Annotated in this window: 15 protein-coding genes; 4 read left to right on the top strand and 11 right to left on the bottom strand. The window is 44.6% G+C overall.

What is annotated here, in order from left to right:
• The first annotated feature begins 36 nt into the window (after positions 1-36).
• Complete coding sequence (gene ushA / locus B0X70_RS18865) at positions 37-1,695, top strand: bifunctional UDP-sugar hydrolase/5'-nucleotidase UshA (RefSeq protein WP_036808925.1); 1,659 nt, start codon at positions 37-39, stop codon at positions 1,693-1,695.
• A 61-nt stretch (positions 1,696-1,756) separates the two neighbouring features.
• Here ushA and ybaK read toward each other — a convergent pair whose 3' ends face one another.
• From ybaK to copA, 3 genes are all read right to left on the bottom strand, one after another.
• Positions 1,757-2,233: a Cys-tRNA(Pro)/Cys-tRNA(Cys) deacylase YbaK gene (ybaK, locus tag B0X70_RS18860; RefSeq protein ID WP_065389278.1), complete on the bottom strand. Its 477-nt coding sequence runs from the start codon at positions 2,231-2,233 to the stop codon at positions 1,757-1,759.
• Between the two features lie 197 nt (positions 2,234-2,430).
• On the bottom strand, positions 2,431-3,243 hold the full coding sequence (locus B0X70_RS18855) for a TraB/GumN family protein (RefSeq protein ID WP_217470113.1): 813 nt from the start codon (positions 3,241-3,243) through the stop codon (positions 2,431-2,433).
• Between the two features lie 349 nt (positions 3,244-3,592).
• On the bottom strand, positions 3,593-6,328 hold the full coding sequence (gene copA, locus B0X70_RS18850) for a copper-exporting P-type ATPase CopA (protein ID WP_217470112.1): 2,736 nt from the start codon (positions 6,326-6,328) through the stop codon (positions 3,593-3,595).
• Between the two features lie 137 nt (positions 6,329-6,465).
• On the opposite strand from copA, the gene cueR reads away from it, so the two are divergent.
• On the top strand, positions 6,466-6,867 hold the full coding sequence (gene cueR, locus B0X70_RS18845) for a Cu(I)-responsive transcriptional regulator (RefSeq protein WP_040150066.1): 402 nt from the start codon (positions 6,466-6,468) through the stop codon (positions 6,865-6,867).
• Here the strand turns inward: cueR and B0X70_RS18840 are convergent.
• From B0X70_RS18840 to tesA, 5 genes are all read right to left on the bottom strand, one after another.
• Positions 6,861-7,316, bottom strand: a complete 456-nt coding sequence (locus B0X70_RS18840; RefSeq protein ID WP_217470111.1) for an NfeD family protein — start codon at positions 7,314-7,316, stop codon at positions 6,861-6,863. The genes cueR and B0X70_RS18840 overlap by 7 nt on opposite strands.
• A gap of 2 nt (positions 7,317-7,318) precedes the next feature.
• Positions 7,319-8,239, bottom strand: a complete 921-nt coding sequence (locus B0X70_RS18835) for an SPFH domain-containing protein (RefSeq protein ID WP_036775200.1) — start codon at positions 8,237-8,239, stop codon at positions 7,319-7,321.
• 24 nt (positions 8,240-8,263) lie between these two features.
• Positions 8,264-9,121, bottom strand: a complete 858-nt coding sequence (locus tag B0X70_RS18830; RefSeq protein ID WP_217470110.1) for a co-chaperone YbbN — start codon at positions 9,119-9,121, stop codon at positions 8,264-8,266.
• 68 nt (positions 9,122-9,189) lie between these two features.
• Positions 9,190-9,975 (bottom strand): SDR family oxidoreductase, encoded by a 786-nt coding sequence (locus B0X70_RS18825; protein WP_036775204.1) that lies wholly within the window; start codon positions 9,973-9,975, stop codon positions 9,190-9,192.
• Between the two features lie 50 nt (positions 9,976-10,025).
• Positions 10,026-10,658 carry a multifunctional acyl-CoA thioesterase I/protease I/lysophospholipase L1 gene (gene tesA, locus B0X70_RS18820; protein ID WP_217471768.1) on the bottom strand — a complete coding sequence of 211 codons (633 nt, stop codon included), beginning with the start codon at positions 10,656-10,658 and terminating at the stop codon, positions 10,026-10,028.
• Here tesA and ybbA point away from each other — a divergent pair.
• Both ybbA and ybbP read left to right on the top strand, forming a co-directional pair.
• A complete protein-coding gene (gene ybbA, locus B0X70_RS18815) occupies positions 10,629-11,315 on the top strand; it encodes a putative ABC transporter ATP-binding protein YbbA (RefSeq protein ID WP_105397709.1) in 687 nt (228 codons plus the stop codon). The genes tesA and ybbA overlap by 30 nt on opposite strands.
• The gene (gene ybbP, locus B0X70_RS18810; RefSeq protein ID WP_217470108.1) at positions 11,312-13,744 is read left to right on the top strand and encodes a putative ABC transporter permease subunit YbbP; all 2,433 of its coding nucleotides are present in this window, start codon (positions 11,312-11,314) and stop codon (positions 13,742-13,744) included. The genes ybbA and ybbP overlap by 4 nt, the downstream gene beginning before the upstream one ends.
• A gap of 212 nt (positions 13,745-13,956) precedes the next feature.
• On the opposite strand, the gene B0X70_RS18805 is transcribed toward ybbP, so the two are convergent.
• The 3 genes from B0X70_RS18805 to B0X70_RS18795 are packed head-to-tail and all read right to left on the bottom strand — an operon-like array spanning position 13,957 to position 17,290.
• On the bottom strand, positions 13,957-15,012 hold the full coding sequence (locus tag B0X70_RS18805) for an LLM class flavin-dependent oxidoreductase (protein WP_036808956.1): 1,056 nt from the start codon (positions 15,010-15,012) through the stop codon (positions 13,957-13,959).
• 60 nt (positions 15,013-15,072) lie between these two features.
• Complete coding sequence (locus B0X70_RS18800) at positions 15,073-16,347, bottom strand: MFS transporter (protein ID WP_046394880.1); 1,275 nt, start codon at positions 16,345-16,347, stop codon at positions 15,073-15,075.
• A 55-nt stretch (positions 16,348-16,402) separates the two neighbouring features.
• A complete protein-coding gene (locus B0X70_RS18795; RefSeq protein ID WP_246593340.1) occupies positions 16,403-17,290 on the bottom strand; it encodes an outer membrane protein OmpK in 888 nt (295 codons plus the stop codon).
• Positions 17,291-17,784 lie beyond the last annotated feature (494 nt).

Here is a 17,784-nt window from a genome sequence, read left to right as displayed (position 1 = left end):
CATGGCAATTCACTAAAAAAAACATGGAGATATACCATGAAACTCTCGTTCAAGACCTCAGCTTGCGCTTTGGTTGTATCTATAGCATTACTTCCTGCAATCGCAAGTGCGTGGGAGAAGGACAAAACCTATGACATTACCATTTTGCACACCAATGACCATCATGGGCATTTTTGGCATAACGATTATGGCGAGTATGGTTTAGCCGCTCAAAAAACGGTAGTTGATGAAATCCGCCAAGAGGTCGTGAAAAAAGGTGGTAGTGTGTTGCTACTTTCCGGCGGAGATATTAATACCGGTGTACCAGAATCTGATTTGCAAGATGCCGAACCTGATTTTAAGGGCATGAATTTGGTGGGCTATGATGCAATGGCGTTGGGGAACCATGAGTTTGATAATCCTTTGTCAATACTACGTCAACAGGAAAAATGGGCAAATTTTCCATTTCTGGCTGCCAATATTTACCAAGCAAGCACCGGCAAACGTTTGTTCAAGCCTTATACCATTTTCGATAAACAGGGTGTGAAAATTGCCGTTATTGGTCTGACGACTGATGATACGGCGAAAATCGGCAACCCGGCTAATTTTCCTGATGTTGAATTTCGGGTTCCTGCGACAGAAGCCAAAATGGTTGTTGAAGAACTAAAGAGAGATGAAAAGCCAGATGTGATTATTGCCGCAACCCATATGGGGCACTATGACAACGGTAATCATGGTTCTAATGCGCCGGGCGATGTTGAAATGGCTCGCAGTTTGCCAGCAGGCTATCTGGATATGATTGTTGGTGGTCACTCACAAGATCCGGTCTGTATGTCCGCGGAAAAGAAAAATTATAAGCAGATCGATTATGTGCCAGGAACGCCATGTTCGCCGGATCGTCAGAACGGTACTTGGATTGTTCAGGCTCATGAGTGGGGGAAATACGTTGGTCGAGCTGATTTCCAATTTCGTAATGGTGAATTGAAGTTGACTCACTATCAGTTGATCCCTATTAACCTCAAAAAGAAAGTGCAGAAGGGAGACGGTTCTACTGAACGTGTTTACTACACTCATGAAATTGCACAAAACCCGGATATGTTAAAGTTGCTGATGCCTTATCAGGATAAAGGTGATAAACAGCTTGGTGCAAAAGTGGGTTCTATTGAGGGTAAATTGGAAGGGGATCGCAGCAAAGTTCGTTTTGTTCAGACTAATATGGCCCGTGTTGCCCTCTCTGCCATGATGGAACGCGCGGATGCCGATTTTGCGATTATGAGTGGCGGTGGTATTCGCGATTCGATTGAATCTGGCGATATCACTTATAAAGATGTGTTGAAAGTGCATCCATTTGCCAACTCATTGGTTTACGTTGATATGAAAGGCAGCGAAATTGAACCATATCTGGCAGTGATTGCTAATATGAAAGTTGATTCTGGTGCTTACGCACAGTTTGTGAATGTTAGCCTGATCGCTGATGGTAAAGGCGTTAAAGAGGTAAAAATCGGTGGAAAACCACTAGAGCCGAATAAAACTTACCGCATGGCAATGCTTGACTTTAATGCTATCGGTGGTGATGGCTATCCACGAGTTGATAATTATCCAACCTATGTCAACACCGGTTTTGTTGATGCAGAAGTTTTGAAAGACTATATCGAGAAGCATTCACCATTGAAAGCGGCTGATTATGAGCCAAAGGGTGAAATTATTTATCAATAATCCCTGACAGAATGATAAATCGACAGGGCTGCAATCTTGGCAGCCCTTTTGGGGGAATAATTTAAACTCTTGCGATATCAGCGAAGGTGCCTTTCGCTAACCTACAGAGATCAGATGGCGCTAATTCAATATCTAACCCTCGTTTGCCACCAGAGACAAAGATAGTAGGGAACTGTCGCGCCTGATTATCAATAACCGTTGGCAAGAGTTTTTTCTGTCCTAGCGGACTGATCCCGCCGACGAGATATCCTGTCACTTTCTGGGCGATTTGCGGATCAGCCATCTCAGCTTTTTTGACTTTAAAAACTTTGGCGACCTTTTTTAAATCTAGTTCACTTGAAACGGGGGTGACCGCTACTACCAAATTTTTAGCCTCACCATTAAGTGCAACCAGCAAAGTTTTGAAGACTTGCCTGGCATTGAGTCTTAATTTCCTCACTGCTTCATCACCAAAGTTATGCTCATTTGCGTCGTGTTCGTAGGTATGAAGAGTAAAGCTAACTTTCTGTTTCTCTAGTAAAATGATCGCAGGTGTCATGATTTCATTACATAGGATGATTTTGTAATTAAAGATAATGGATGAAATGGAATGATGGAATTGATAATCTGACTATGGCTCTGTTGCTTGTATACAAACAGGTAATATCCCGTACTTAAGAATAACAAAAATGACAGATTATACCTCATATGATTGGCCAATATTATTATAGCGATATATGTAATATTGGCCTTTTTTTAATGCTGTTTTTCTGTCAGCATCTTGGGCAAATTCCCTTCACCATACAGATGCAAAACTCCAACAGCAATGAGGTATCGACCGGCAGGTAATTCCCGTAAACGCTTATTCCATCGTTTATTGCGCTCAGTCATCAATAGTTGGTATATCTCTTTACTGAAAGTTGTTGGTAAAGCATGTTCTTGTTGTTCTGGTTGATAGTCCATCCACCAACTGATCATAGTTTGTAAAGCACGGGCATTTGCGTGCCAATGGGTTAATGTATCTTCCAGTAGTGGCAGGCCGTTATTGGGAATTTGATTAAGTAAATTAATTTGTGATTCAGTACCTTCTAGTTCAATAATCGTTTTCCCTTGAGCTTTGGCCGCATTCAGGAGCTGATAATCGATACCGTATTGGGGATGCAATCCAAGGTTTTGTGCTTGTCCAGCTTGTAAAATTAAAGCGATTTGCCATGAGGGCAACAGATTGAGGAATTCTTCTTGCTGTTGGATCTCATTGCAACAGTCCTGAAAATTCTGATACATCTCAGAAGATAAACGTTGTTCGATACGGTGATATGATTGAAACTCATCATGAAATGGAGAGTCTGACTGAGTAATATCTGCTTCCACGATTAATGTATCGGATTGATTAAGCTGTGCTATCAATATTTCCGACAGTGGGAACATATTTTTCGTACCCATATGAATACTGCCCACCAGATGCAAATGCCTATCACCTGCCAGTGTAATATCGTGAGCGGGATAGGGATAACGATGGAGAGCATTGATTCCTAATATATTGGTAAGGTGTTTAATCAGTCGTCCCATTTGAGCTCCGGTTTAGCATTTATTCTTTAAACTAGCTATTTTTCTAGGTTAATATTACAACTGTATCTCTATCCATTTCCATTGAATGTTCTTTTACTACTATTCAGTATACAAGGAGATTTTACTTGACCTCCGCATTTACCTTTCCAGTTCTTTAAAAATGATAACTAGAGATTTGTAATGAAAACATTGTCGGAGATGTGGTGATTTGATGCAGTAACATGGGGGACATTGCTATATGAAAAAGTGCTGGGGTAGAAGTGTAAAATGCGATCATGGATGCGCATTTTTACGACTCACTTTACGACTCACCCCAACATCATCAAAGCAGACTTATTTCTTTAGTAATTCATAATTTAGGTTTAAACCTCAATAAGCGGTTAGCATTACTCACCACCGTAATTGAAGAGAGCGCCATTGCCGCACCTGCGACTACCGGATCTAACAGGGTTCCGGTAAAGGGATAGAGCACACCAGCGGCAATTGGAATCCCTAATGTGTTGTAGATAAATGCCCCCAATAGGTTCTGTTTCATATTGCGCAGCGTTCCTTTGGACAGTTCAATCGCATCAGCCACACCATGCAGACTATGACGCATCAGTGTTATCGCCGCGGTTTCAATGGCGATATCGCTACCACCTCCCATTGCAATCCCCACATCAGCTTGAGCTAGGGCAGGAGCATCGTTAATACCATCCCCCACCATAGCAACCTTGCGACCTGCTGCTTGCAGTTTCTGAATCGCCTCAGCTTTGCCATCAGGTAATACACCCGCAATCACTTGATCAATACCTGCTTCTTTTGCAATCGCATTGGCAGTAGCCGGGTTATCACCGGTCAGCATCACTAAACGGTAGCCTTGGTGATGTAATCGCTGTAATGCAGTAATGGTATCTTCACGCAGTGGATCGCGAATTGATAGCACTGCCGCCGCTTTACCTCCTGCTGCCAGGAGAACCGGTGTGATGCCTTTTTCTGCCTGTTGAGCAATCAGCGGTTTTAATTCTTGCGTATCAACTTGATTTTGTTCTAGCCAGGCTTGATTACCTAGCAACAAGATTGTGCCATTCACTTCACCACTGATACCGAGTCCAGCCAGAGTACGGAATTGTTCAACTTGCGGTAATTGCAGCCCTTCGGCTTTGGCAAGAATGGCTTTGGCTAATGGATGGTTAGAACCTTTTTCCAGTGCGCCAGCCCAACGCAATACCTCTTGTTCACTGTACCCATTGAAAGTGTGGATATCAGTCACTTGAGGCATCCCTTCCGTCAGCGTACCGGTTTTATCGAAAACAAGGGTATCCAAGGTGCTCGCTTGTTGCAGCGCATCCGCATCCCGCACCAGAACCCCAAATTCTGCTGCCCGGCCGACACCAGAGATAATTGACATCGGAGTCGCCAACCCAAGGGCACAGGGACAGGCAATAATCAACACGGTGGTAATAATGACCAATGAATACATGATCTGTGGCGCTGGACCCACGAAATACCAAATAGCACCGGCAATCAGGGCAATGGCGACCACAACGGGAACGAACACGGAGGAAATTTTATCTGCTAACTGACCAATTTCGGGCTTACTACTTTGCGCCTGACGGACCAGTTTAATAATTCGTGCTAATGTTGTCTGACTGCCAACTGCGGCGGCAGTAAACAGCACCGTACCGTCTTGCACTGTCGTACCGGCATGAATGTTATCACCTTTGGATTTTTGCTGTGGAATCGGCTCACCGGTGAGCATTGCTTCATCTATCCAAATCTCACCTTGAATGATTTCACCATCAACGGGAACACGATCACCGGTTGCCAAACGTAATGTCATGCCGGGTTTGACATCAGCCAATCGCATCTCTTTTTCGCCATCTTCTGTCACCACACGGGCAGTCGGTGGCGTCAGGTCTAGCAGACGCTCCAGTGCTTTTGAAGAACGCTGACGGGCACGTTGTTCCAGAGCATGACCCAGGTTTATCAAGCCGATAATCATCGCGCTGGCTTCATAATAGAGATGACGGGCTTGTGGCGGAAAAATATCCGGCCATAGATTGACACTGATAGAGTAAAGCCAGGCTGCGCCGGTTCCTAATGCCACCAATGTGTCCATTGTGGCACTACGGTTTTTCAGGCTTTGCCATGCATTGCGATAGAAGTGACCACCGGCAAAGATCATCACGGCAAGCGTGATAACGCCGATAGTCAGCCAGATATGACGGTTTTCAGGTGTGAGCATCATATTATCGCCCATCATGCCCCACACCATCACGGGAATACCGACGACCAATGCTAATGCTGATTGCCAACGAAAACGGCGCATATTAGCGTCAGAAGCTTGTTGCTGACGTTCACGCCGTTCAGCTTCGTCCTGAATCAGTTCTGCGCCATACCCGGCTTTTTCTACGGCTTTAATCAGTGTCTCTGGTGAGGCACTACCGATAATTAAAGCGCTGCGTTCAGCAAGATTCACTCTGGCATTTTCCACGCCATCAACACCTTGTAATGCTTTCTGAACTTTGTTCACGCAACTGGCACAAGTCATGCCGTCCAACAGCAACTGGATACTATCATTGCTATCACTCACAACGGAGACGTCAGTTTTTTCGACCGGAACAGAGGAGGTTGCCGCTGCCAAAGGTTCCGGTCTATTCGAAGCAGGTAGTGTCAGCGGCTCAGATTTTGGGGAGTTTTGCCCAGAAGCGAGTTTTGCGTGATAGCCAGTTTGTTCAACAGCAGCAATCAACGTATCGACATCGGCTTTACCGTAAATTTTAGCTGTTTCAGTGTTCACATCTGCGGCGATAACGCCATCTACGGCCTCCAGCGCTTTACGAGTCGTACCGGCACAATGCATGCAACTCAGGCCGGAGAGCGCCAGTTCAACGTCAGGTTGGCTGGCGATTATCGCATCGTAACCGGCTGCTTGAATTGTTTCGATTAATGATTCAGCAGAGGCTGCGCCGGTGATTTTGGCATAATCAATCGTAATATCCGCCTGTTCCACATCTGCACGATTTGCCAGTGCCTTTTTCACACTGTTAACACAATGCATACAGGAGAGTCCCTGCAAGGTTAAAATGATTGTGTGTGACATAAAAAAACTCCTAACACATAGTGATGTAATTATTCTTCACACCTGTGTGATAATTGATGATATCTACACAGTTCAAGTGAGTTTCTGACTTGTTGCGAAGGTTAAACCTTCCCGCAAGGGTAAGGTCAAGGGGAAAAATGAACATCAGTGAAGTTGCCCAAAAAACCGGTCTTACCAGTAAAGCTATTCGGTTTTATGAAGAAAAGGATCTGATTACACCGCCGGCAAGGGGGGATAACGGCTACCGTTATTATCAGCAGAAACATATTGATGAATTAACGCTGTTGCGTCAGGCGAAACAGGTCGGTTTTACGCTTGATGAATGCCGTGAATTTTTAGTGTTATTTCGCAATCCCAATCGTCACAGTGCTGATGTAAAAACGGCAACCTTGCATAAGGTGGCTGAAATAGAAAAGGCGATTGAAGAGTTGCAGAAAATGAGAAGTAAATTGTTATCTTTGGCGGAAGAGTGCCCTGGAGATGATGGGGCTGAATGCCCCATCATAGATCATTTATCGGGTTGTTGCTCTCATCACTGAGAATTGACCGGCTTTACTTTCAGGGTAATGCCATCAACAGCGATTACTTCTACTTCGGTATTGGCGGGTAGTTCACTGTCACAGTGAACCCGCCAGCTTCCATCAGCCAGTTTGATCCGGCTGTAACCATTTTCAGTGTCTGTAGCTAGTTTGGCCCGGATACCGATAAGTTGGTGGTCTTTCTGGTTTAGGTTATCGCTGCCTTTTGAGGGGCGGCGACGTAACCAGTAGCGCCATAATATTGCGGAAAGCAGCGTCAGAGTGGCAAACAGAACGCCTTGCCATTCCCAGCTCATTCCTGGCAGCAGCCAGGTGACAAACGCAACAACGATAGCGGCTATCCCCGTCCATAACAGATAGCCGCCGGTTCCAAGAAGCTCTGCGATTAACAGTAAGCCGCCAAAAGAGAACCAGAGCCAGGGTGTTTGAGCCGCAATCTGTGCAATCATGATTACTTACCTTTTTTGCTTTCGCCAATCAGTTCAGTAATACCGCCAATCGCACCCATTAGATTGCTCGCTTCCAGAGGCATCATAATGACTTTGCTGTTATCGGAGGCGCCGATACTGGTCAGTGCGTCCGTATATTTTTGGGCAACAAAGTAGTTAATTGCTTGCATGTTACCGTCAGCAATCGCATCGGACACCATTTTAGTTGCGCGAGCTTCCGCTTCGGCGGCGCGTTCACGTGCTTCTGCCTGGAGAAATGCCGATTGACGTTCCCCTTCCGCTTTCAGAATTTGAGACTGTTTTTCTCCTTCTGCTTTCAGAATAGCCGCCTGACGAATACCTTCCGCTTCCAGAATATCAGCACGTTTTGTACGTTCTGCTTTCATCTGTGCGTTCATGGCGGAGATCAACTCTTTGGGTGGACGCACATCACGGATTTCAATACGGGTAATTTTCACTCCCCACGGGTTAGTGGCTTCATCAACAATATGCAATAGACGACTGTTGATAGAATCACGCTGTGACAGCATTTCATCCAGCTCCATTGAACCCAAAACGGTACGGAAGTTGGTCATCGTCAGATTGATAATGGAGAGTTCAAGGTTACTGACTTCATAAGCCGCTCGAACAGGATCGACAACTTGAATGAAGCAGACCGCATCAATAGTAACATTGGCGTTATCGCGGGAAATTACCTCTTGTGAAGGAATATCCAACACTTGTTCCATCATATTAATTTTACGGCCAATGCGATCGATAAAAGGGACGATAATATGCAAACCCGGTAATAAAGTCCGGGTATAACGACCGAAGCGTTCTACCGTCCATTGATAGCCTTGTGGCACTGTTTTTACACAAGTAAAGACAATAACCACCGCAATAAAGATCAGAATGGGTACGGCACCAAAAGCGAATAAATCCATAGCAATTCCTTACAATTAAATAAATCAGTAAAGTAGTGAATAGACCTGGCGACGGTATTTTGAAGCCAGGGTGTTACTGGTCCCCATTGCAGACATAATATCCATCATTGTTTTCCGTACTGCGCCATTGGCAGCGGAAAGGTCCTTTTTCAGGAAGCTAAGTAATAATTCCAGCGCTTCTTCATTACGACTAACTTCGTGCAGTTTCAGCGAGAGCTTAACAGCCAGCTCTGCATTTTCTGGTTGAATGGCGAATTCTTGCTGCAATTGTTGGATCTCTGGTGTATCCGCCGCTTGCTTTTGTAACTCAATTTGAGCCAGTAAACTGTGATAATGAGTATCTTGGTCCTGTAATGGAATAAGACTCAGAATTTCCTCGGCTTCTTCTATATTATTGAGCATAATTTGCACTTCGGTCAACATAAGTGCGATTTCACTGTTTTTGGGGGCTAATTGCCAGGCTTCTTTCAGTAGTGGCAGCGCTTCCTGATGTTTTCCCGCTGCGATAAGTTCCTCTGCCTGAGCGACTTTCAACTCTTCCGGCTTGGGTAATACGCGGGCAAGCATCTCTCTAATAACTGTTTCAGGTTGTGGCCCTTGAAAACCATCTACCGGTTGGCCTTGTTGCATAATATAAACCGTAGGAATGGCTCGTAAGCCAAACTGTGCCGCGACCATTTGCTCTTTATCGCAATCCACTTTTGCCAATATGAATTGATTTGCATATTCTGCTGCCAGTTTATCCAATATTACGCCTAATTCTTGACAATGAGAGCTACGTTCAGACCAAAAATAAAATAAAACAGGTACAGTCATAGACTGTTCAACGGTTTGATGTAGATTGCTTTCGTTAACATTAATTCCAGTAGAAGTTGGTAACATATAATTAGTCTCTTAAATTTGGTTGTCGCAGGGTATGATTAAATAGATTGAGGTTATTTTCTTAACTTTCAAGTTGTACCGCTCTGCTTACTCAGTATTTTATCCATTACTCTTCCTGGTAAAATCCGGCGCATAATCGTGACTGCGTGGGTTATCCAAGTCACTGGATAACGTAATTTGGGGTTCGGACTTTCCAGAGCATGGATCAGTTTGCGCACAACGGCTTCGGGGGTTAGGGTAAAATGGCGGGCGATCCTGGGGTTTCTGACCGGTTTATCGCTTTGCGTTTGATTCACGTTTTCTGCGAAACGTGTTTTTATCGGGCCAGGGACAATCAGACAAGCTTTAATTCCGGTTCCGGCTAATTCCATTCTTAATGCATCTGACCAGGCTTCCAAGGCATATTTACTGGCGGAGTAAGCGCCGCGGCCTGGGGTTGAAATTAGTCCCATAACTGAACTGGTTTGGATAATACGGCCTTCACCATGAAGTTGCATTGCTGGAAGTAATAAGCAGGTAAGTTGATGTGTACCAAATAGATTAGTAGAGAATTGCCGTTCCAGTTGTTCACGACTGATCGTATTTAGTGGGCCATAAATACCAAAGCCGCCGTTATTAAACAGCCCGTAAAGACGGCCATTGGTGAGCCTGATGACCTCGGCGGCGGCGCGTTCAACACTCATTTTGTCATCAAGATCCAATTCGATAGGTTCCAGTCCTAACTCGCGCATATGTTGTAAATCTGCGGGTTTCCGGCAGGCTGCTAATACTCTATAGCCCCGCTGATGTAGTGTTTTGGCCGCCACCAGACCAATTCCACTGGAACAGCCGGTGATAAGAACGGACTTTTGCATAACTTTACCTGCTTATAGACATCAATTTGTTGAAACTAATAGTTTACTACTTAAGAATAATTAAGATGTGCTGATAGTGTGTCAGACATCCAGTCGGCGATAAATGGTTGGGCTGCCAGATTAGGATGTAATCCATCTTGTTGCACCCACTCCGGTTTAATAGCGACTTGTTCCATATAAAACGGAAGCAGGGGGATTTGATTATGTTCTGCCAATTTGGGATAAATCTTGGCAAAAGATTCGGTATAACGGCGCCCATAGTTTGGCGGCAGACGGATCTGCATCAATAAAGGCTGAATATTGGTTTGTTTCACTAACGTAATGATTTGTTGCAGATCTTGCTCTGTTTGTTGTGGAGGAAAACCGCGTAGTCCATCGTTGGCGCCCAGTTCTATCAGTACCCAACGGGGTTTATGTTGTTTAAGTAATTCAGGTAGCCGCTCAAGACCTTGAGCGGCGGTATTACCGCTGATACTGCCATTGATGACCGTGATTTTATTACCGGATTTCCGCCACTTTTTTTCCATCAAAGCAGGCCATGACTGCTCAATAGACAGATGATAACCGGCACTAAGGCTATCTCCGAGAATCAGAAGGGTATCAGCCGCAGTCGCTCTGGCGCTAAATAGCATCACTAATAAAAGGAAAAGTAAATGGTAACGGGGAGTATTCTTGAAGTTCAGCATCTTAGTAAGCACGTTGGTCAGGGAGAAAATAAGATCACTATATTGCAGGGAGTCGAGTTGGTTGTCGAGTCGGCACAGACTATCGCTTTAGTGGGAGAATCGGGTTCGGGTAAATCCACATTGCTTGGCATTATTGCCGGGTTGGATGATGGCAGTGACGGCGAGGTTTGGCTGCTAGGGCATAATTTAAGCCAGATGAACGAGGAACGGCGGGCGCAACTGCGGGCTGAAAATGTCGGTTTTGTCTTTCAGTCATTTATGTTAATTCCGACGTTGAACGCATTGGAAAATGTCCAGCTTCCTGCTTTATTGCGTGGCGAATCTGAACAGAGTAGCAGGAAACAAGCGGTTGAATTACTGGAACAATTGGGATTGGGAAAACGTTTGAAACATATGCCGGCCCAACTTTCTGGTGGTGAGCAACAGAGGGTGGCATTGGCGCGGGCATTCAGCAGCCAACCTAAAATTCTGTTTGCTGATGAGCCGACGGGTAATCTGGATCGGCAAACTGGTGATCGGATTGCTGATTTACTGTTTTCTCTCAATCGTGATTACGCCACAACATTAATTCTGGTCACGCATGACAGCCAGCTTGCGGCTCGTTGTCAACGTTGTTTGCGGTTAGTTGATGGCAAATTGAGGGAAGAAAGATGATTTGGCGTTGGTTTTGGCGCGAGTGGCGCACTCCTTCTTTATTGATTGTCTGGTTATCGCTTACGCTGGCGGTGGCTTGTGTGCTGGCGCTGGGAAGGATAAGTGATCGGATTGATCAAAGTGTTCATTATCAGAGTCGGGATTTTCTGGCGGGTGATTTAGTCCTGCGTGCGGCTTATCCGGTAGACGAAGGATGGTTACAACAGGCGAAAAGTCTGGGATTAAAGTTGAGTCGCCAGCTCTCTTTCACCACAATGACTTATGCCGGGGATATTCCTCAACTTGCTAATGTAAAAGCGGCGGATAGTCGTTACCCGCTATATGGTGAGCTGGAAACCCATCCACCGGGTTTGAAAGCGGAAAAAGGAACAGCACTGGTTGCGCCTCGTTTGCTTGAACTGTTGAAAATCAAAGTTGGCGATAATCTGGATGTCGGAGATACCACGCTTAAGGTGAGTGGAGAATTAATTCAGGAACCGGACAGTGGTTTCAATCCCTTTCAGATTGCGCCTCGGATTTTAATCAGTCTTGATGATGCTCAATCTACCGGAGCGATTCAACCGGGTAGCCGTCTGACTTATCGTTATATGTTTTCTGGCGATAAAGAAGCGGTTTATCAGTATCAGCAGTTCATTGATCCCCAACTTAAAGTTGATCAGCGCTGGTATACCTTGAAACAGGATAGTGGGGCGCTCGCGAAATCCATTGAAAGGGCGCAGCAATTCTTGTTGTTATCGGCTTTGCTGACATTATTACTCGCTGTCGCCGCGGTAGCGGTATCAATGACCCACTATTGCCGTAGCCGTCATGACTTAATCGCGGTGCTAAAAACACTGGGTGCCGGGCGTTGGGCGTTGCGTAAATGGGTGATTGGTCAATGGCTAGTGATATTGATTGCGGCAGCGGTAGTGGGGACGCTTCTGGGATTGATGTTTGAATATCTGCTCGTACAGATTTTGGCGCCCATGTTACCGAAAATGTTGCCGCAAGCCGGATTCTGGCCGTGGATATGGGCGTTAGGCGCGTTATCTGTTATCGCTTTACTGGTGGGAATACGTCCGTACAAGCAGTTAATGGCAACCCAACCATCAAGGGTATTGCGTGATGATGTTATCGCGCCTATCTGGCCGTTGCGCTATTACCTGCCGTTGGCGGCATTGATGGTCATTAGCGGGTTGGGTCTGTTGGTTGGAACCAAACCTATGCTATGGGCGTTACTGGCTGGCATGGTGATGGTTGCGCTATTACTGGCGGTGTTTGGTTGGGGAGGATTGTGGCTATTACGCCATTTGAAACTCCGCCAGCTCAGTTTTCGCCTGGCGGTTAATCGACTACTGCGGCAGCCGTTCCAGACAGGAGCCCAACTGGCCGCTTTCTCTTTATCCTTTATGTTATTTGCTTTGTTGCTGGTGGTCCGGGGAGACTTACTTGACCGTTGGCAGCAACAATTGCCTCCGGACAGTCCAAACTATTTTCTGATTAATATGACTGGACAGCAAATTCCACAAGTAGAACATTTGCTGGCTCAGTATCAGGTTAAACCTACGGCATTCTATCCAGTGGTATTGGCTCGCTTAACAGAAATTAATGGTCAGTCAGCTATCGCGTGGGCAGAGGCTAGGGAATCGGATAGCAACACGGTACAGCGGGAGTTGAACCTGACATGGAAAGAGGAATTACCTCCGTTTAATACCTTGGTGGAAGGTCACTGGCCGCCAAAGGCGGATGAAGTTTCTATTGAGCAAGGTCTTGCAGAGCGTTTGGCAATCAAAATTGGCGATAAGCTAACATTCAGTGGTGATACGCAGCAATTTAGCGCCATAGTTAGCAGTATTCGACTGGTGGATTGGGAAAGTTTGCGGCCAAATTTCTTTTTTATTTTCCCGAAACAAGCATTGGAGAATCAGCAGCAAACCTGGCTGACTAGTTTCCATTATGAAGGCGATGGCCGACTTCTGACGGATCTTAATCGTCAATTTCCAACCTTGAGCCTGCTTGATACCGGCGCGATGATTAAGCAAATTCAGGGTATTTTGCAGCAGGTCAGTAAGGCGTTGGAGGTTATGGTTGGGTTGGTCATGGTCTGCGGCGCATTACTGCTATTGGCACAGGTTCAGGTAGGGATGCATCAACGGCAACTTGAACTGGTGGTTTACCGCACCTTGGGAGCCAGTAAACAGTTACTGCGTCGTACCCTTTGGAATGAATTTGCTCTGCTTGGATTAATGGCGGGTTTTACTGCGGCACTGGGAGCTGAAGTTGCGCTTTGGTTGTTGCAGACCAAGGTATTTGATTTTCCGTGGCAACCAGCATGGCAGATGTGGCTATTACTACCAATAATCAGCAGCTTGTTACTTTCATTGTGTGGAAGCGGGTTGGGGCTTCGGTTGTTACGGGGGACGGGATTACACCGGCGAGTTCAGGGATAAAGGGGCGATATTTGCAGACATTCAGGGAATGGGTAATCGCTCGTCGAGATGTGATGAACCTATTCCAAGCTTATTGGCCTACTATACCCTATGGATTTCAAGATTCATCGCGACGGCAAAGGAGTGAATCCCCGGTCGCATAGCGAACTATGTGACCGGGGTGAGCGCAGCCAACAAAGAGGCAACTTGAAAAATAACGGGTATATCGTTGTTTAGGTAAATTCGGCTCTAAGTTGTGGCAATATTTTCTCGCCGAAAGTGGTCAATCCCTTAACATAATCAGGGAAGATCAACATAACCCCGTCCAGTTCGCATTCACGCAGTAAATCTGACAATTGTTTACGACATGTTTCCGGGTTGCCGATAGCAGTGTGGGTCATAAAAGCGTTTTGGGATCTTTCAACCATCGCATTGCTTTTTCCGTCAATATCGACGCCAAAACTGTGCATCATGCTTTTAACTGCGTCTATATCCAAGCCATCACGATAGAACTCAGCCAGCGTTTTAGCTTCTTCATCTGTTTCAGCGCAAATAATCGTACACATACAAAAGGTTTTGGTGGTTGTGTCGTATTCGGCTGCAAGACGCTTAGCCATTAGATTAATTTGTCGCGTTTCTTCTTCATCTTTACCACCAATGAAACACACATCGGTGTTCCGTACACTAAAACGTAGCCCACATTCTGATTGACCGGCACAGACCAAATAAGGGCGCGGAACGGAAACAGGTTTAGGCTCAGAAACACAATTCTTGAAATTAAAGTAATCTCCCTGATGATTAACCTGCTTCTCACTCCAAAGCCGTTTGATCAATTGGGTCCACTCTTCGGTCATTGCGTAACGTTGATCGTGGTCTAAATTGTTATCCCATTCCCCCATTTGTTCAAATTCGTCTTTGAATGAACCAGAGACAATATTCAGCCCGGCGCGGCCATGACTAATTTGATCCAGTGTCGCAATCATTTTGGCTGTCACGGCGGGATTATGCAGCCCGGCATGCATGGTTGCGATCAGCCGGGCATGATGAGTCACTTCGGCAATACCGGCCATCATCGTAACGGATTCCAGCGAACAGCCCCAATGTTCCGTTTCACCACCGAAGCCACGCCATTTACTCATCGACATGATGAAATCCAAACCAATTTGATCAGCCAGAATAGCCGCTTCACGGTTTTGCTGATAAGAAGCATCGAGTGGTGGTGTATTTTTGGAAATAATCCATCCACCTTTCGCTATGGGTAGAAATACACCGAATTCTTTTTTTGCCATGATTAATTCCTTGTTTGTCTGTGGTAAGGAATATTTTATAGGTTCATTTTATTGTTAAATTCAGTTAAGTAGTGTGTTGTCATCAGGACATTTCTTCACGATTTGTGACGGTGGTTGCATCATGAATGTGATGATCAGAATAGCTAGCACTGGTATGGCGATAATGAGAAATGCCGGTGTAAAACTACCTGAATAATCCTTAATTGCGCCCACTAGGAAAGGGGCGATACAGGCGGTAGTAGAGATTAGATTCATCACCGAAAACAGTTCCAAGTAAGGCGTGCGCCCAAAATAATTGAATAGCAATATACTGGATGCCAGAAAAGTCATGCCATAACCGATGCCAATACACAATGTGAACAGGATTAAAAATGTCCATGAAGTGGTGACACTGAGTGCGATAAGGCCGCAGATAATTATCGACAGACTACCGATAAGCAATTTTTTGGGATCGAGCCATTCACCAACAGCGCCTCCTGCAAATCGTGAGAATGCGTTGATAAAAGCCAAAATACTGAGTGAGGAGGCAGCGACAGATTCACTGAATCCGTTTTCAGTAATATGGGCGACTGCAAAACTATTAACGGTTATCCCACACAGTAAAAAAGAGGTATAAGCGGCGGCAATGGCATAAAATTGCCAAGTGTGCAGCGCCTGCCGGACGTTCCATATTTCCTTGGTGCGATAGATACTGGTGGGGAGCTGGTCTTGTTGATTTTTACTAACCTTTTCAGCGTGGGCGTTTTCCTTTTTACCTTCGCGCATAAATAAAATGGTTAATAAACTAATCAGAGTGAGTGATATCCCGGAAATTGCCCAGTGCATACGCCAGTTTTCCCAAAATATTGTTGCCAGGAAATAGATCCACGGACCGACCACGCCTCCTAATCCTCCAATGGTGAAATAGATACCAAAGGCTAATGACTGTTTTTTAAAAAGTCGACTAATGACATAAGTACCGGGAACCGTCGCCATAAGACTAAAGCCAATTCCTAATAATGTGGTACCGGTAAAATAGGCTGCGATACTGTGGGTGTTATAGAGGATGTAAAAACTGGTGATAAAGGTGAGAGTACCGATCATTAAGGTAGCGCGGACGCCGGTACGACGAATAAACATCGCTGGGAGGTAACTGGACAGCCCGCATGACAGGCCAAGTAACGTGAACCCTAAACCGGCATCAGTCCAACTCCAGTGTAATTCCTTAATCATGCTAGGTAATACAACGCCTAGCGAAGTAAATGTGGTTGCGGTGACCAGAAAGTAAATCAAACCCAAAAGTATCAGTAGGAGCCACTGATAAGTACGTCCGAACTGGTCATGTTGAATGGGCATTTTGACTCCATCAGGATAAAGGCCATCAGAAAATTTCTGATATTTTATTCCGATATCAGAAAAAACTATATCGAATAAAGAGCCCGTAGCTAAATTGATCCGTTCGATAATAAGGGGTATCTCTTATTTTGTATTTATTTTTTATGGGGTTCAGAACAATGCCTGTCCATAAATGACCGGATTGATGACCAAGGAGTTTCCCTAAATCGTAATGTAACTCTGGTTTGAAATCGATAGTTTCAGGCTGTCCATGCAAACCTAAGGTATAGTCAAAAGTGCCGACAACCCGAAAATCTCCTAAGCTATTATTGAAGGGAATGCCGTAATCGATATGAATTCGCTGATCATTCCAGCTTCCTTTGGCGTTATTCTCAAAATAAAAAATTGTACGTAACCAGCTAATCCAGCTAGCTTGCCAGTCAATACTGATACCGGGGAAATAGTCGTAATCTACCCCTTTCGTTTTGGCAACCCATTGAGCGAACAAAATATCTTTCACTGGCCCAAAAGAGATGTCATTACCAGTAACTTTACTCAAGCTCACTCTGGGGACAAATTTATAATAGTAAGTGCTTTTATCACCTTGGTAATCACTTTGCAGCGAGTTTTGCCAAATACTATAGACGTACATATCGCCGACACTATAGTCGCCGAAAGCTTCTAAAATCGGCGAAATGGTTTTTTGGGGATCGACCCGATTTTCAAATTGCATATAAAGGCTGGTATCAATCGATTGAAAATTGACAAAATGACCGGCTTGAGCTTGATTGATTGCCGACAGCAGTAATAGCATTGCAGGTAATCCGCTCTTCCTTAATCGAGTGCCTATCCAGCGCCAAATCATTGCCAGATAAGCGGCGCCACAAAATGGAGAAGAGAGCCTTGAGGTGAAAAAAAGCGGGGGATAGTTTTTCGTATTATGGATTTTTGTGGCAAGTAACACGAAGATTCCCTTTCTCATGCGGTATTGGGCTGGTGATTGCTAACATTGATCTAATGAGACGGTTTTGTCAAAGGGATATTTGATTTTATTGATGAAAGGAGGAGGGAGTAGAAAGATAAGATTATTTTAACCTTAGTGATTTTTCAGTGTTACTAATACACTGATTATTGAATTAGTAATAGGTTTTTTATTTAACTTTGTGTTGAGAGTTGGGGAAATATTGTTGATTAATGGTTTTGTGAAAATATTTTTTAATTATATTTTAGTTAACTTAAATATATAATTTATTTTAAATGGAAAATAGTAATGAAAAATAATAATAAATTGGCGTCTTTTTTGTATAATCAAAATCATTTTCGAATTTAAATAATTATTGCTTTGGTTTTAAAATATATAGATAAAATATCTTTGTTAATATTTATCTTGAGTAATTAACCCTAACTAGCTCAATGTATCTTTGCATTTTTCACAAATCACTTATACATGAAGTACAT

This window comes from Photorhabdus akhurstii (genome assembly GCF_019090985.1).
GTDB lineage: Bacteria > Pseudomonadota > Gammaproteobacteria > Enterobacterales > Enterobacteriaceae > Photorhabdus > Photorhabdus akhurstii.
The sequence above is the reverse complement of the archived record's forward strand: the minus strand, read 5'-3'. Positions and strand labels throughout refer to the sequence as shown.

Bases quoted from the DNA above. Each gene is read 5' to 3' on its own strand.
- ushA (WP_036808925.1), top strand. From the start codon at position 37: ATGAAACTCTCGTTCAAGACCTCAGCTTGCGCTTTGGTTGTATCTATA.
- ybaK (WP_065389278.1), bottom strand. From the start codon at position 2,233: ATGACACCTGCGATCATTTTACTAGAGAAACAGAAAGTTAGCTTTACT.
- B0X70_RS18855 (WP_217470113.1), bottom strand. From the start codon at position 3,243: ATGGGACGACTGATTAAACACCTTACCAATATATTAGGAATCAATGCT.
- copA (WP_217470112.1), bottom strand. From the start codon at position 6,328: ATGTCACACACAATCATTTTAACCTTGCAGGGACTCTCCTGTATGCAT.
- cueR (WP_040150066.1), top strand. From the start codon at position 6,466: ATGAACATCAGTGAAGTTGCCCAAAAAACCGGTCTTACCAGTAAAGCT.
- B0X70_RS18840 (WP_217470111.1), bottom strand. From the start codon at position 7,316: ATGATTGCACAGATTGCGGCTCAAACACCCTGGCTCTGGTTCTCTTTT.
- B0X70_RS18835 (WP_036775200.1), bottom strand. From the start codon at position 8,239: ATGGATTTATTCGCTTTTGGTGCCGTACCCATTCTGATCTTTATTGCG.
- B0X70_RS18830 (WP_217470110.1), bottom strand. From the start codon at position 9,121: ATGTTACCAACTTCTACTGGAATTAATGTTAACGAAAGCAATCTACAT.
- B0X70_RS18825 (WP_036775204.1), bottom strand. From the start codon at position 9,975: ATGCAAAAGTCCGTTCTTATCACCGGCTGTTCCAGTGGAATTGGTCTG.
- ybbA (WP_105397709.1), top strand. From the start codon at position 10,629: ATGGTAACGGGGAGTATTCTTGAAGTTCAGCATCTTAGTAAGCACGTT.
- ybbP (WP_217470108.1), top strand. From the start codon at position 11,312: ATGATTTGGCGTTGGTTTTGGCGCGAGTGGCGCACTCCTTCTTTATTG.
- B0X70_RS18805 (WP_036808956.1), bottom strand. From the start codon at position 15,012: ATGGCAAAAAAAGAATTCGGTGTATTTCTACCCATAGCGAAAGGTGGA.
- B0X70_RS18800 (WP_046394880.1), bottom strand. From the start codon at position 16,347: ATGCCCATTCAACATGACCAGTTCGGACGTACTTATCAGTGGCTCCTA.